Annotated in this window: 13 protein-coding genes and 1 riboswitch; of the genes, 7 read left to right on the top strand and 6 right to left on the bottom strand. The window is 40.5% G+C overall.

Annotation, left to right across the window (positions count from 1 at the left end):
- Nucleotides 1-23 precede the first annotated feature (23 nt).
- From IEY03_RS16250 to yghU, 3 genes are all read left to right on the top strand, one after another.
- A complete protein-coding gene (locus tag IEY03_RS16250) occupies nt 24-278 on the top strand; it encodes a hypothetical protein (protein ID WP_188843615.1) in 255 nt (84 codons plus the stop codon).
- Between the two features lie 244 nt (nt 279-522).
- The gene (locus IEY03_RS16245; protein WP_229778370.1) at nt 523-1,275 is read left to right on the top strand and encodes a substrate-binding periplasmic protein; all 753 of its coding nucleotides are present in this window, start codon (nt 523-525) and stop codon (nt 1,273-1,275) included.
- A 339-nt stretch (nt 1,276-1,614) separates the two neighbouring features.
- Complete coding sequence (gene yghU / locus IEY03_RS16240) at nt 1,615-2,472, top strand: glutathione-dependent disulfide-bond oxidoreductase (protein ID WP_188843613.1); 858 nt, start codon at nt 1,615-1,617, stop codon at nt 2,470-2,472.
- An 85-nt stretch (nt 2,473-2,557) separates the two neighbouring features.
- Here the strand turns inward: yghU and IEY03_RS16235 are convergent, their stop codons facing one another.
- Both IEY03_RS16235 and IEY03_RS16230 read right to left on the bottom strand, forming a co-directional pair.
- Nucleotides 2,558-3,337 carry a fumarylacetoacetate hydrolase family protein gene (locus tag IEY03_RS16235; RefSeq protein WP_188843611.1) on the bottom strand — a complete coding sequence of 260 codons (780 nt, stop codon included), beginning with the start codon at nt 3,335-3,337 and terminating at the stop codon, nt 2,558-2,560.
- Nucleotides 3,338-3,353: 16 nt separating this feature from the next.
- A complete protein-coding gene (locus IEY03_RS16230; RefSeq protein ID WP_188843609.1) occupies nt 3,354-4,025 on the bottom strand; it encodes a fumarylacetoacetate hydrolase family protein in 672 nt (223 codons plus the stop codon).
- Nucleotides 4,026-4,276: 251 nt separating this feature from the next.
- Here IEY03_RS16230 and IEY03_RS16225 point away from each other — a divergent pair, with 251 nt between their 5' ends.
- Nucleotides 4,277-6,310, top strand: a complete 2,034-nt coding sequence (locus IEY03_RS16225; RefSeq protein ID WP_229778369.1) for a methyl-accepting chemotaxis protein — start codon at nt 4,277-4,279, stop codon at nt 6,308-6,310.
- Nucleotides 6,311-6,574: 264 nt separating this feature from the next.
- On the opposite strand, the gene IEY03_RS16220 is transcribed toward IEY03_RS16225, so the two are convergent.
- From IEY03_RS16220 to IEY03_RS16205, 4 genes are all read right to left on the bottom strand, one after another.
- Nucleotides 6,575-7,153 (bottom strand): thymidine kinase, encoded by a 579-nt coding sequence (locus IEY03_RS16220; protein WP_188843607.1) that lies wholly within the window; start codon nt 7,151-7,153, stop codon nt 6,575-6,577.
- A 113-nt stretch (nt 7,154-7,266) separates the two neighbouring features.
- Nucleotides 7,267-8,826: a Na+/H+ antiporter NhaC family protein gene (locus tag IEY03_RS16215; RefSeq protein WP_188843605.1), complete on the bottom strand. Its 1,560-nt coding sequence runs from the start codon at nt 8,824-8,826 to the stop codon at nt 7,267-7,269.
- A gap of 76 nt (nt 8,827-8,902) precedes the next feature.
- Nucleotides 8,903-9,100, bottom strand: a riboswitch (Lysine riboswitch).
- A gap of 79 nt (nt 9,101-9,179) precedes the next feature.
- Nucleotides 9,180-10,103 carry an electron transfer flavoprotein subunit alpha/FixB family protein gene (locus IEY03_RS16210; protein ID WP_188843603.1) on the bottom strand — a complete coding sequence of 308 codons (924 nt, stop codon included), beginning with the start codon at nt 10,101-10,103 and terminating at the stop codon, nt 9,180-9,182.
- Nucleotide 10,104: 1 nt separating this feature from the next.
- Nucleotides 10,105-10,854 carry an electron transfer flavoprotein subunit beta/FixA family protein gene (locus IEY03_RS16205; RefSeq protein WP_188843601.1) on the bottom strand — a complete coding sequence of 250 codons (750 nt, stop codon included), beginning with the start codon at nt 10,852-10,854 and terminating at the stop codon, nt 10,105-10,107.
- A 501-nt stretch (nt 10,855-11,355) separates the two neighbouring features.
- Here IEY03_RS16205 and IEY03_RS16200 point away from each other — a divergent pair.
- From IEY03_RS16200 to tsaA, 3 genes are all read left to right on the top strand, one after another.
- A complete protein-coding gene (locus IEY03_RS16200; RefSeq protein WP_188843599.1) occupies nt 11,356-11,763 on the top strand; it encodes an H-NS histone family protein in 408 nt (135 codons plus the stop codon).
- A 129-nt stretch (nt 11,764-11,892) separates the two neighbouring features.
- Nucleotides 11,893-12,282 carry an Rcs stress response system protein RcsF gene (gene rcsF / locus IEY03_RS16195; protein WP_188843597.1) on the top strand — a complete coding sequence of 130 codons (390 nt, stop codon included), beginning with the start codon at nt 11,893-11,895 and terminating at the stop codon, nt 12,280-12,282.
- Between the two features lie 70 nt (nt 12,283-12,352).
- Entirely contained in the window at nt 12,353-13,081 is a 729-nt protein-coding gene (tsaA, locus tag IEY03_RS16190) for a tRNA (N6-threonylcarbamoyladenosine(37)-N6)-methyltransferase TrmO (RefSeq protein WP_188843595.1), read from the top strand.
- Nucleotides 13,082-13,099: the final 18 nt, after the last annotated feature.

Below are 13,099 nucleotides of genomic sequence, written 5' to 3'. Positions count from 1 at the left end.
GACACTTACACTAGGTAATGGTAATGAGCGAAACGCAAAAACTGGATTTTTCAGCCGTTAATGACACGACGCTAGCGTCTTTTAATCAGCATAAAAATCTGATTAAACGCATGATGAAAGGGAATAGCGCAACCTGCAGTGAATGCAATAAACCGCTTACCTTACAATTACCGCCCAACACAAAAAATGCCAAGCCGAGTGCTAAGCCGCCTGGTATCTATTGTGCGAAAGGTTGTACGGATATTGAGTTGGATATGGAAGCCGTGTCTTTGATGTAACAAAGATACAGTGCTCTGTTTTTTAATGATTAAAGGCGCCTTTCGCGCCTTTTTTGTTGGTCTATTTTACACAACTTTAAGGTATTAAACGTAAACAGTGCTTCATTTATCAACAAAGATTGAAATAAAATAACTTTCATCTCGGTCTACTCTTTTAATAGCAAACACTATACTGTTAAAAGTGAGCAAACGTTCTGCAACTCAAAGTGCTGGACATCATAAAAATACAGACTCAAGGTTATCAATGAAGTATCGTTTTATGTTAGCCCTTGCTGCAATGGTTTTTAGCGGCGTAAGCGTTGCCCAAACTGAAGATTATCAGTTTGCCTCAATCGAATTCCTATTCGAGCAGCAAGTCGGTGCAAAAGTGCTGCCAGAGATTTATGCAAAATTAGGATTAACCATTAGTATCACACCTATGCCTGGCAAGCGTGCCCAGCGAGAAGCCGTGTCTGGTCATAAAGATGGCGAGATTATGCGAATATGGACTTATGGTATTGAAAATCCAACCATGATCCGTGTACCAACAGCGTATTATCAATTAGAAACCATGGCGTTTGTCCATAAAAACAGTCAAATTAAATTGGCATCTAATGCCGATTTACTAAACCATAATTTACTCAAAGTCCGTGGAGTTAAACACACAGACAATATCACCCATGGTTTAAAATATGTATTTAATTATAACAATACATTCACCATGATGGAGGCTTTAGCCCAGACTCACAATAGTATTGCATTAACCAATACCGCTGACGGTTTGTATGCGATTAAAAAATTAAATATTGATTATATTAAGCCACTGCCCCCCGCACTTGCGACACTCGAGCTTTATCATTATATCAATCCTAAAAATGCCGATTTGGTCCCTAAAATTGATGCAGTTATCAAATCAATGAAAACCAGTGGAGAGCTAGATATGCTGTTAAAACAAGCCGAAGATGAAGTGCTTGCCAGCCTAGATGCACCAAAAAATGCCACTGGTAAAATGAACTAAACTGAGACTATTGCTGTGATAATCAAGTAGACACAACATACCATTCAACTTCAGGTGTGGATAATAAACCCATATAAAACAGCATCTTACGGTAACAACTCCGTTAAATCGCTTAAGGTAGACTCACTGTTGACGCGTAAATTCGCCTTGATATCAGCGCAAAGTTCAATTTTGACCGTAAGCGTTTGAATATAAGTATTTTAAATATTGTTTATTCATCTTTTAAATCAAATTAGATTAATTAAACGCAACCTTTGTAATTGATGATCCTCCAAGCATGAATTTATCGTGTTAGGCAAAAGTCTCATCAGACATCTCAAAATTAAACAAGGATTTTACATGAGTAATCAATATACACCTCCAGCCGTGTGGACAATGGATACTGAAAACGGTGGCCAGTGGGCTAGCATTAATCGTCCGGATTCCGGTGCGCGCCATGAACAAGTTTTACCGATTGGAGAGCACGACTTACAGCTTTATTCATTAGCGACACCTAACGGCCAAAAAGTCACCATTTTGCTTGAAGAGTTACTCGCATTAGGGGTAAGTGGCGCTGAGTATGATGCACACTTAATTAATATTGGTGAAGGCAATCAGTTTTCATCTGGGTTTGTACAGGTAAACCCTAACTCAAAAATTCCAGCCTTGGTTGATAACTCAGGTGCTGAAGCCATAAATGTATTTGAGTCTGGTGGGATTTTATTATACCTAGCAGATAAATTTGGCCACTTTATTCCATCTCATATCGCTGATCGTACCAAAGTAATGAACTGGTTATTTTGGTTACAAGGTTCAGCGCCTTATCTTGGCGGTGGCTTTGGCCATTTTTATGCTTATGCTCCAGAAAAATTTGAATATCCTATTAATCGCTTTTCAATGGAAGTAAAACGCCAATTAGATTTATTAGATAAGCAACTTGCCAAAACTGCCTACATAGGCGGTGATGAATACTCGATTGCGGACATCGCTATTTGGCCATGGTACGGCAATCTCGTATTGGGTAACCTTTATAGTGCTGCTGCATTTTTAGATGTGGCTAGTTATACACATCTGATGCGCTGGGCGAAAGCGATTGAGCAACGCCCAGCAGTACAACGAGGCAGAATTGTCAACAGAACCTGGGGCGATGTATGGGAACAAGTGCCAAACCGTCATAGTGCAGCAGACATTGATAAGGTACTGGCACTGAAACCTTAACTTAGTTTGATTAAACCTCAATAAGTTAAGTCTGAGCGGGTCAAATACGCTTAAACCGACAAGTCTGATGTATTATTTTGTCTGTTTAAGCTTTGAGGGTCTGTTGTTCAAATTGAACGCTCACCTTTCCCAAACCTTGATACTCGATATCAATTTGAGCGGCCATAGGTACCTTAACCACACCGCAATAAGAGCCCGTTATTATCGCCTGCCCTTTTTTGAGGTTCACGCCTTTAGATGTTAAATAATTGATTAACCAATAAATTGGTGCTTGTGGAGACTGACACGGATGCGCACCGTCAAACGTGCGTGCTTCGCCGTCATGGCTCACGGTGATATTGATGTTATTCGCCTGATAAGCAAGAGCTTTATCAATTTGCGGTCCTAAATACAAACCTTGATTACTTAAACCATCAGCCAGTTTCTCAACATAGCTGGCGGTGTAATCAGCGCTGAATCGACTTTGAATTAACTCCAGCGCCATATGGGTAGCACTGATAGCCAAATCAATTTGTTGATGGTTATAGCTTTGATAAGCTGCAAAATCTTGCCCCAAAACAAAGGCTATTTCAGGCTCGATTAACGCTTGTAAGCCGCTCGATTTAGCAAAGGGGATGATTGGGCAATGAAACTGTTCAACCACAGCCCGCCTCAATATGGGTGCAAAAATAAGTTGGCCATTTTCCAGTGGTGTTAAACATTTCCACCCAGCAATATCTTGATTCAAAAGTGCTATCATTTGTTGCTGTACAGCAAAGGCATCGTCAATACTTTGCGGTTTAACATCAGCAAGTTCAGAGGCTGGTGAAGTTGCGCTGCGTTGAGTCAATAAATGTTGCGCCAATAAGGTATGTAAATTTGTCATAGTTTTTGAGTATCCATTAAATCGCTACCCACTGTTGTTTGAGAAGAGGCTTAGTATTGGCGGTATCTTGAATCAGCTGTTCCTCTGACTGATATTCAATCCCATGCCACAGGGTTAACTCAAAAACTCGACCAGACGATACTTCACCGACACCTTTTGGGGTGCCCGTCATAACAATGTCACCATTTTCCAAGCTTAAAAAGTCACTAATATCTGCAAGTATGTCACTCGGTGAATAGATCATCAGCTGACTATGGCCCAATTGCGTTAACTGGCCATCGATTGTCAAACTAAAAGACCAGTTGCCATTTTGAGGATTAACATCCTTTATGCTCAAAAAATCAGTAAATACTGCAGAACCATTAAAAGCCTTAGCTCGTTCCCAGGGCAGAGCTTTGGATTTTAATTGGCTTTGTAATTGACGCTTAGTTAAATCTAAGCCTAAGCCTACTGCCGTAAACAGCCCATTTTCAACAACAAAACACAGCTCAGCCTCATAGTGAAGTGCCTGTTGAAGATGAACACTGTTCAGTTGGTTGTTAATCGCACTATTGGGCTTAATAAACACCACCATCTCATCCGGAATATCATTACCTAACTCGTGGATATGCTCTACATAATTGCGTCCAATACAGATAATTTTGGACGGAGTAACTTGAAGATGCTGATTAAAACGAATGTGTTGCATGGGATTAAGTCTCAAATAAAAAGCGTCTTAGTAATTATCTAGCATACAAAATTAAACCACTATACTTAAATCACGTTTTGCCGATATAAAACAGTATCTTTGCTAAAAACAATCGTCATAAAGACTCAATCATTTAACCTAAAAACTATTAACCTTTACTTATTTTAGCTACACTAAAAATGCTTAATCTTATTGAAAACATATAATTAAAATAAAATAGTGCGCATAGCACAACAAATAAGAGACGTAAAATGAACTTGCTTGAGCTAACAATTAAACAAAAAATTGCTTTGGGTTTTGCCACAATTGGCGTGTTACTTCTTGCAGGAAGTAGCTTCTTTTATCGTTCACTAACTCAAATTCAAACAGCAAACACCAATATTGAAATCTTAGCCCAACCCGTACAAAGTCAAAGTAATGCCCTTCAACTCAGTTTATTAAAAATGGTTAAAACCGGCAGTTTGGCGTTTTCGCAAGCGGGTAACACTCACCTTACGAGTAGCTTTAACCAATTTAAACAGCTGCAAAAAGAATATGCCGCCACTTTTAATGATCTGGCTATTAAGGTTGCCGACCAACCTAATATGAAGCGGGCATTAGACAATGTTAAGCAACAATATGCGCAATACCTTCAGCAAACTGAAATGATGTTTAATGCCAAGTTAACCATTGAACAAACGCGTGAAGATTATCAAAAACAATTACAACAGTTTCTAGCCATTAAAGATCAAGCCAGTAATAGCATGATAGATCTGGAAATGATTGATGCAGGCGATCAAGCACGTTTGCTGGAAGAAGTCATAGGCACGGGCACAAGGTTAGACGACACCATTTATAATATGGGCAATATTATGGCTGAAGTGGCGCGGTTTACTGACTTAAAAAGTGTCGATAATCATCAACAAGATGTCATGATGATGGTTAGCAGCATTGAGACAAACTTTCAGTTTTTAAAACAGCAAGCCGCCACTTTGCCAGCGGATGAATTATTGGCGGTTTTTGCTGCACAATTTACGCAAATGAAAGCCTTGTTAGATGCCCCTGGGACACTTTATGAAAGCCAACGTAAAGTTGTCGAGGTAATAAAGCAATCTGAAATGGCTTATGAGCAATCAAATCTATATTTTGAATCAAGCTTTGCTGAATTGAATCAGCTTATTACTCTTGCTGATAAACGTTTTGGTGATTACCAACTTGCAGCCTCAAATGAAATTAGCACCGCCCAGACCTTAGCAATTGTGCTTGCGGTAATCTTCATTGTCCTTGCTATTATTATTTACACTCTCACTTCCAAAGCCATGTTAGAGCCTTTGCAAGCAGTTAATAAAGCGTTATCACGTATTGCCAGTGGTGATTTATCTCAACGGCTGGATAAACGTAACAATGATGAATTTGGTCAGTTAATGGATAACATAAATAAGTTATCAAATGATTTAAGATCTTTGTTGCAAGATATCAGTCGAGATGCGCATTTGCTGGATGAATCAGCTATTCGTTCTCAAGCTCAGGGCGAGCAAATCGCCAACTCAGCTAGCAATCAGATTGGCCAAATCGCCCAAGCGAAGAGATTGGCTGAACAAATTCATCAGAGTTCAAGTTTAGTGAATGAGCAAGCCAGTGAATCTGCCAGTCATATTAACTTAGCCTCTTCGCAGGGGAAGCAGGTTAAAGAGATTGCGGATGATAATAGAGCTAGAATTGAGCAGTTATCGATAGGCTTAAGCCATTCGGTTAATACCATGAACAATCTTAGCCAGCACAGCGATAACATTGGTGGCATTTTAGTGACCATTAGCGCAATTGCAGATCAAACCAACCTTCTGGCTTTAAATGCAGCCATAGAAGCAGCTAGAGCAGGCGAACATGGTCGCGGTTTTGCTGTTGTCGCCGACGAAGTACGATCGCTTGCATCAAGAACCCAATCTTCAACTGCTGAAATTCAAACTATGATTTCAGCTTTACAACTTGAAACCACCAATGCAGTTAAAGCCATTTCCAAGGGGCAATCGGAAGCCAACCAATGTGTAGAGCAAAGCCAATCATTACATGATGCGATTAAAAAAATTGAATCGGCTTTGCTAACCATTAATCATATGAGCCAAAACATCAATCAAGCGGCAAATGAACAGGTAAACTTTAGTGAACAAATTGAACACACTATGACCGTCACCGCCGATTCAGCAGAAACCAATGCTGAAGATTCATCAGCAATGGCAAAACGCAGCCAAGAATTAAATCAACTGGCACACTCGCTCACAGCATCGATTGAACGGTTTAAGCTTTAAGCTTTTTATAATAAAAGATGATGAAATAATGCTGAGCCTTAACGATTTAATTTCATTAAGGTGTCATTCATTTAATTTTGCATCTTGATGAACATGACTTCAGCATTTTAATTTCCATCAACTGAATGTCGATCAGACAATGACATGTTTCAAAGCACAAAAAGTGGCAAATTTTAACACTTTGGCAGTGTTCTGCAGGCAAATAAAAAGGCCGAGTTAAATCCAATGATTAATTCGGCCTTCAATTTTTTGTTGTTTAGATTTTTAATCCCACAAAAACTCTCGGAAATGTTTGCGACAAACTGACTCGTAAGACTCGTTACCGCCAATAGCCACTTGCTCACCTTCTTTCATCGGTTTGCCCTCGCCATCTAGACGCACCACCATGTTAGCTTTGCGGCCACAATGGCAAATGGTTTTGAGTTCAACCAGTTTATCGGCCCAAGCCAAAAGGTACTGGCTACCGGTAAATAACTCACCTTGGAAATCATTACGCAATCCGTAACACAATACCGGAATATCAAGAATATCGACCACATAGGTTAACTGCTTAACCTGCGTTTTAGACAAAAACTGGCTTTCATCAATCAACACACAATGAATATGTTTTTGTTGATGAGACTGTGAAATCATCTCACTCAGATCATCATGACTCGCAAACACCTGTGCATCGGTTTCGATACCAATACGTGATGCTACTTTACCTACGCCATAACGATCATCAATTGATGCTGTCATCACTAAGGTGTGCATACCACGTTCACGGTAATTATACGAAGATTGCAATAATGAAGTCGATTTACCCGCGTTCATTGATGAATAATAGAAATACAATTGTGCCACAACAGAGTCCAATATTTTTACTTTGCTAAATTCTACTCGTTTAATCGTGTTCATCACAAACAAAAATGCCACACAAGGTTAATTGTGTGGCATTTTTGTATGAATGTTATCGCTTAACGACGAGTATAAAACACAAGCCCGCCTAGTGTGATGGCAAACACCACACTACAGGCTAAGAAGCCACTGATGATGGAGCCGGTAAATCCGAGTACCGAATATCCAACAATGCTGATAAAGGCAACAATTAAGGCATAGGGAAGTTGGGTAATCACATGGTCAATATGATGACAACTTGCGCCTGTTGAAGACAAAATAGTGGTGTCAGAAATAGGTGAACAATGGTCACCAAATACCGCTCCTGCTAATACGGCCGACAACATGGGCAACATCATGGTCGAGTCGCTTCCCATTGCCATATCGGCTGCAATAGGCAACATAATGCCAAAGGTGCCCCAACTTGTGCCCGTTGAAAAAGCCGTAATACCCGCAAGCATAAATAGCACCACAGGCAATAATTCAAAAGGAATTGCGCCTGTCACTAAGCTGGCCATGTATTTACCGGTTTCTAACTGACCAATTACCCCAGCGATAGACCATGCAAAAAGTAAAATATAAATTGCGGGTAACATTGAACGAGCACCTGCAACCACACCCTGCAGCACCAAGCGAGTTGATACCTTTTGCATAAAAGCCAGCACCAAGGTCACAATAAAGCCAACAACAGAACCGTAAAATAATGATTGGCTAACGGCGGTGTTTTCGAACGCCCCTAATACATCAAATGGCTTACCATTGGCGGCTAAAGCATCGGCACCACTGCTTACCATAAAATAAACTGTCGCGGCGATTAACGCTAAAATGGGTAAGAAGAGTCCAATGATCTTACCCGTATCAGCCTCAGGTAAATCAGGGTTTGCACCGGGAGGTAAACCTTTCGACTCATCAAACAGCTCACCTTTTTGCGCATTTAATTCATGCTGACGCATTGGGCCAATATCCAGCCCAAAGATTGCCACGCATAACAAAAGTAAAAGCGCAAAAATAGCGTAAAAGTTCATTGGGATCATCTGCACAAATACACTTAAATGACCCGAATCGGTAAATCCATGCGCAGTTAAAATACCGCCAATCAGCGCAATTATATAAGCTCCCCAACTGGATATTGGAGAGATTACGCACACAGGTGCTGCGGTCGAATCTAATAAATAAGCCAGTTTTGCACGTGAAATATGGTATCTGTCGGTAATCGGTTTAGAGATAGAACCCACAACTAAACTATTGAAGTAATCATCGATAAAAACCACACAGCCCAAAAACATGGTCATCAGTTTGGCATCGCGTTTACTGCGAATACGATCTTTAGCCCAATCAGCAAAAGCGCGAGAAGCACCACTGACAGTGATCAATGCGGTGATCATGCCAAGCATGATTAAAAACCCTAAAATCTGTAAATTCCAACTATTTAATGCGCCATCATCCCAAATAAGACCCTTGACGGTTGTAATTAAAAATGTGCTTGTGTCCCCTAATGAGAACTGGGTGAGCAGTAATGCTCCCACTAAAATACCGACACCGAGAGACAGCAATACTTTACGGGTCATAATTGCTAAAACGATTGCGATTACAGGGGGAAGCAGTGACAGTGCCGAATCGGCATGACTTAGTACGTTCATTATTTATTCTTCGTGTATGTACGAATGGAGGGCGACTGAACCGGTGCAAAGCAAAATAATGCCAAGGAACACCTGTCCTATCAGTAGCGCTCCATAGTAATTTATCTTTGTCATCCCGACAAAAAATACTATGGCAGTACGGTACCTATTCGGTAACCATACCAGCTGTTAAGTTTGATAACGATAACAACTTCGGCACTAAATCCTTTCAAGCTAGATCACAGGCATCACCCTAACTCACTTTACTCATATTCAGCGCACCTCTACTAAAAAGGGCAAAAAAGCGTGCACATGAAAACACAGCGGCGGTGGGGTTGCCACCCCACCGCCGCATATTGTGACAAAAATCACATTTACAGTAAATTATTTAAAGCGGGAATAGCATCAAATAAGTCAGCTTCTAAACCATAATCAGCGACTTGGAAAATCGGTGCTTCTGGGTCTTTGTTGATAGCCACAATCACTTTAGAGTCTTTCATACCGGCAAGGTGCTGGATGGCACCTGAAATACCCACAGCAATATAGAGATCTGGGGCAACAATCTTACCTGTTTGACCTACTTGTAAATCATTGGGTACAAAGCCTGCATCAACTGCAGCACGAGATGCGCCAACGGCAGCACCTAACTTATCAGCTAATTGCTCAAGAATGGCAAAGTTCTCACCACTGCCCATACCTCGGCCGCCTGATACAATGATGCCGGCATTGCCTAATTCAGGACGTGCTGACTCAGTCAGTGTTTGCGAAACAAACTCAGTGCGAGCATCAAGCGCATTATCAACAGAGACTAATTCTGCGCTACCCGTTGCAGCAACGGCATCAAATGCAGTTGAGCGGACTGTCATGACTTTTTTATCATCTAAACTTTGTACGGTCGCAAGCGCATTACCCGCGTAAATTGGACGAATAAAGGTATCAGCACTTGCAACGGCAATAACTTCAGAAATTTGCGCAACATCTAATAATGCCGCAACGCGCGGTAATGTATCTTTACCGACACTTGAGGCTGCAGATAAAATATGTGAATAATCAGCAGATAAACTGATAATTAATTTCCCTAGGTTTTCTGCTAAATGATTGGCAAACACTGCAGCATCAGCAACAAGCACCTTAGTTACACCGGCTAATGATTGCGCAGCTTTTGCTGCTTCGACGCATTGATGACCTGCCACTAGCACATGAATATCACCACCAATTGCCGATGCAGCTGCAACCACTTTTGCGGTGTCCGCTTTTAAATGCGCATTATCGTGTTCTGCTAAAACTAAAATGGTCATATTAGATCACCTTCGCTTCGTTTTTTAATTTTTCGACAAGTTCTTCTACTGAAGACACCATGATCCCGGCTTGACGTTCAGCAGGTGGAGTCACTTTTAGAACCGTTTGGTGGGCTTTTAGCGTGACACCTAAATCTGCAATTGAATGCACATCTAATGGCTTACGCTTAGCTTTCATAATGTTAGGTAATGATGCATAACGCGGCTCATTTAAGCGTAAATCAACAGAAATAACCGCAGGCAATGGCATTTTCAATGTTTGTAAGCCGCCATCAATTTCACGAGTAACGACAATGTTGTCGCCATCTACTTTTACTTCAGAAGCAAAAGTCGCCTGTGGCATATCAGCAAGGGCGGCTAACATTTGGCCTGTTTGGTTATTATCACCATCAATAGATTGCTTACCAAACACCACTAACTGTGCTTGTTCTTTTTGTTGCACGGCTAATAGTAATTTTGCAATTGATAACGGCACAAGTTCTTCATCGGTTTCAACATGAATAGCACGATCAGCACCTAATGCCATGGCTGTTCTTAATTGTTCTTGCACAGCTTTGGTACCAACACTCACCACAACCACTTCTGTGGCGATGCCCGCTTCTTTTAGACGGACAGCTTCTTCGACAGCAATTTCACAAAATGGGTTCAAAGCCATCTTGAGATTAGCGGTATCAACATTTGAATGATCAGCTTTTACCCTGACCTTGACATTGGCATCAACGACGCGCTTTACAGGCACCAATACTTTCATAGGTTTTCCTTCCTACACCTTGTCTATGGACAACACATTGACTAAAGCCAATGCAAGATAGCTCAACTTTACGACCTGTTAACGTTAACGTCAACCTAAGTTAAACGCTTGTTTGAAAAAATAGACCAAAAACTGGCAAGGAAAAGTAACAATCAGCCAAAACAATGACTTTTTACTGGCCTTAAATAGCCTAGTTTTAAATCAACTCATAAAATAAGCTTATTTTTGGTAAATTAAATTGATCAAGGTCGAATAAGTTTCTATTATTATGAACATTAATAAAAAATAAATTTTATTAATTGTTATTAGCCCTGCTGAATGTAATGCAAAATATCAATCTCGATAATAATTTGTATCTTTAAGCAAATTATTTCAGTGTATTTAAGTCTTAATGAACACTTAATATTTAAGATTAATTGACATGCTATAAGGCATGGCATCATTCAATAAACTAGTAATAAAATTTATTCAAATTCCATTTTTCTTAGGACATTTCGCATTATGAGTGATTTTTTAGATATTTTAACCCATGGCCGTCGCTTTAAAGCCGCTGTTAAAGAACTAAGCATTGAGGATTTACGTGATTTAGCCGTTAAACTTGATAAAGTGATTGTTGAACGGGAAGAAGAAGCAAAAGCCGATGCCGCAGCCAATGCTGAACGTAATGCGCGTATTGCGGAAATTCTGGCCCAAATTGAAAATAGCGGATTATCAATTGAAGATTTAGGCGAAGTGACTGCGACTAAATCAGCGCCAAAAAAACGTGCTCCTCGTCCAGCAAAATACCAAATTACTGTTGATGGTGAATTAATTCAGTGGACTGGACAAGGCCGTATGCCGACAGTGTTCAAAAAACAAGTCGATGCAGGTAAGCCGATGGAGAGTTTCTTAATTCCTGGAATGGAATAAATTAACTGACAGCATCATATAAAGCGCTTACTTAGGTAAGCGTTTTTTTATCTATCTCATAAAGGTTTGCTTTCGCCTTAAATAAGGACAGAGTAAACTGTTATCAAATTGAATTAAGTGAGCTGACTTATGTCCTCTTCTCAACTAAAAATGTTATCCGTCTGTTCATTTGCTTTATTATTAACGGCTTGTGCTGGCGACTATGCGTTCAAGAGTAATCTTGATGGAAAAGCGATTGATGAGTATTTCAAAGTCGGTGAAGTCGCATTGTATGAAGGTGACATATTACCTAAGGGACACTATTCAGTTATTGGTTTAGCAGAAGGTGAGGTTTGCCAAGATGTGGCAAATGGTGCTCCCGCATCAATTGAAGATGCCCGCACTGAAGCCCGCAAAAAAGCCGCTGCTATGGGCGCTAACGGTCTTATTATCAAGCAATGTTTAGTCATCGAAGAACAGGAAGCGGGTTGTTTTAGTCGCAGCTTATGTGTCGGACAAGCTATTAAACGCGCTCAGTAAAGTAATGTTTTTTACTCAGCTGAAATACTTTCAATTTTGGCTGACTTTAATCTCAAGTTGACTTGTTGCCATGTTTACATCTCAAATTAATGCAGTAGCGGTTTGCCGAACCCCCTACAAACAAAAGTTTGGCATCCCTCGCCAACCAGGTTTAGTCGATGTCAAAGGCTATGTTGAGTTAGTGCCTGAACTCAATACCCTTGATGCGATTAGAGGCATAGAACAGTATTCACACCTTTGGCTGCTATTTTGTTTTCACGAAAATCTAGCCCAAGGCTGGAAAACAACCGTTCGCCCCCCTCGCCTTGGTGGAAATGAAAAGTTGGGCGTATTTGCCACCCGTTCAACCTTTCGGCCCAATGGCATTGGACAATCTGTTGTTAAACTGCACGGCGTGGTTCAGCGTAAGGGCAAAGTCTGTCTCGAAATATCCGGTATGGATTTATTAGATGGCACCCCAATTATAGATATAAAACCTTATATTCCTTTTTCTGACGCTATCGTCAATGCTAAAGGCGGAATCGCACAAGACGCACCCGAATTAATAAATGTGACCTATGCTGCTAGCGCGCAAACACAATTATCCGCGTTGGCTCAAAATGATAAATATCCTCAACTGCAATCATTAATATCTGCAGTCCTTGCACAAGATCCTCGACCCGCTTATAAAAAAGCCAAAGACGATCCGAAAATATACCAAGTTGCACTCTATGATCTTGATATATTTTGGCAAGTCATCGATCAGAAAATAGTGGTTATAGAATTAAAGCCTACCACAGTGACCTTACTCAACGACTAAGCTTACATATTCAAATGA

Origin of the sequence: Shewanella aestuarii, from assembly GCF_014647215.1 — a bacterium.
In the GTDB taxonomy this organism is placed as follows: Bacteria; Pseudomonadota; Gammaproteobacteria; order Enterobacterales; family Shewanellaceae; genus Shewanella; species Shewanella aestuarii.
Note: the sequence above shows the minus strand (reverse complement) of the source record. Positions and strands in the feature narration are given on the sequence as shown.

Coding starts and splice junctions, on each gene's coding strand:
- IEY03_RS16250 (WP_188843615.1), top strand. CDS start 24: ATGAGCGAAACGCAAAAACTGGATTTTTCAGCCGTTAATGACACGACG.
- IEY03_RS16245 (WP_229778370.1), top strand. CDS start 523: ATGAAGTATCGTTTTATGTTAGCCCTTGCTGCAATGGTTTTTAGCGGC.
- yghU (WP_188843613.1), top strand. CDS start 1,615: ATGAGTAATCAATATACACCTCCAGCCGTGTGGACAATGGATACTGAA.
- IEY03_RS16235 (WP_188843611.1), bottom strand. CDS start 3,337: ATGACAAATTTACATACCTTATTGGCGCAACATTTATTGACTCAACGC.
- IEY03_RS16230 (WP_188843609.1), bottom strand. CDS start 4,025: ATGCAACACATTCGTTTTAATCAGCATCTTCAAGTTACTCCGTCCAAA.
- IEY03_RS16225 (WP_229778369.1), top strand. CDS start 4,277: ATGAACTTGCTTGAGCTAACAATTAAACAAAAAATTGCTTTGGGTTTT.
- IEY03_RS16215 (WP_188843605.1), bottom strand. CDS start 8,826: ATGAACGTACTAAGTCATGCCGATTCGGCACTGTCACTGCTTCCCCCT.
- IEY03_RS16210 (WP_188843603.1), bottom strand. CDS start 10,103: ATGACCATTTTAGTTTTAGCAGAACACGATAATGCGCATTTAAAAGCG.
- IEY03_RS16205 (WP_188843601.1), bottom strand. CDS start 10,854: ATGAAAGTATTGGTGCCTGTAAAGCGCGTCGTTGATGCCAATGTCAAG.
- IEY03_RS16200 (WP_188843599.1), top strand. CDS start 11,356: ATGAGTGATTTTTTAGATATTTTAACCCATGGCCGTCGCTTTAAAGCC.
- rcsF (WP_188843597.1), top strand. CDS start 11,893: ATGTCCTCTTCTCAACTAAAAATGTTATCCGTCTGTTCATTTGCTTTA.
- tsaA (WP_188843595.1), top strand. CDS start 12,353: ATGTTTACATCTCAAATTAATGCAGTAGCGGTTTGCCGAACCCCCTAC.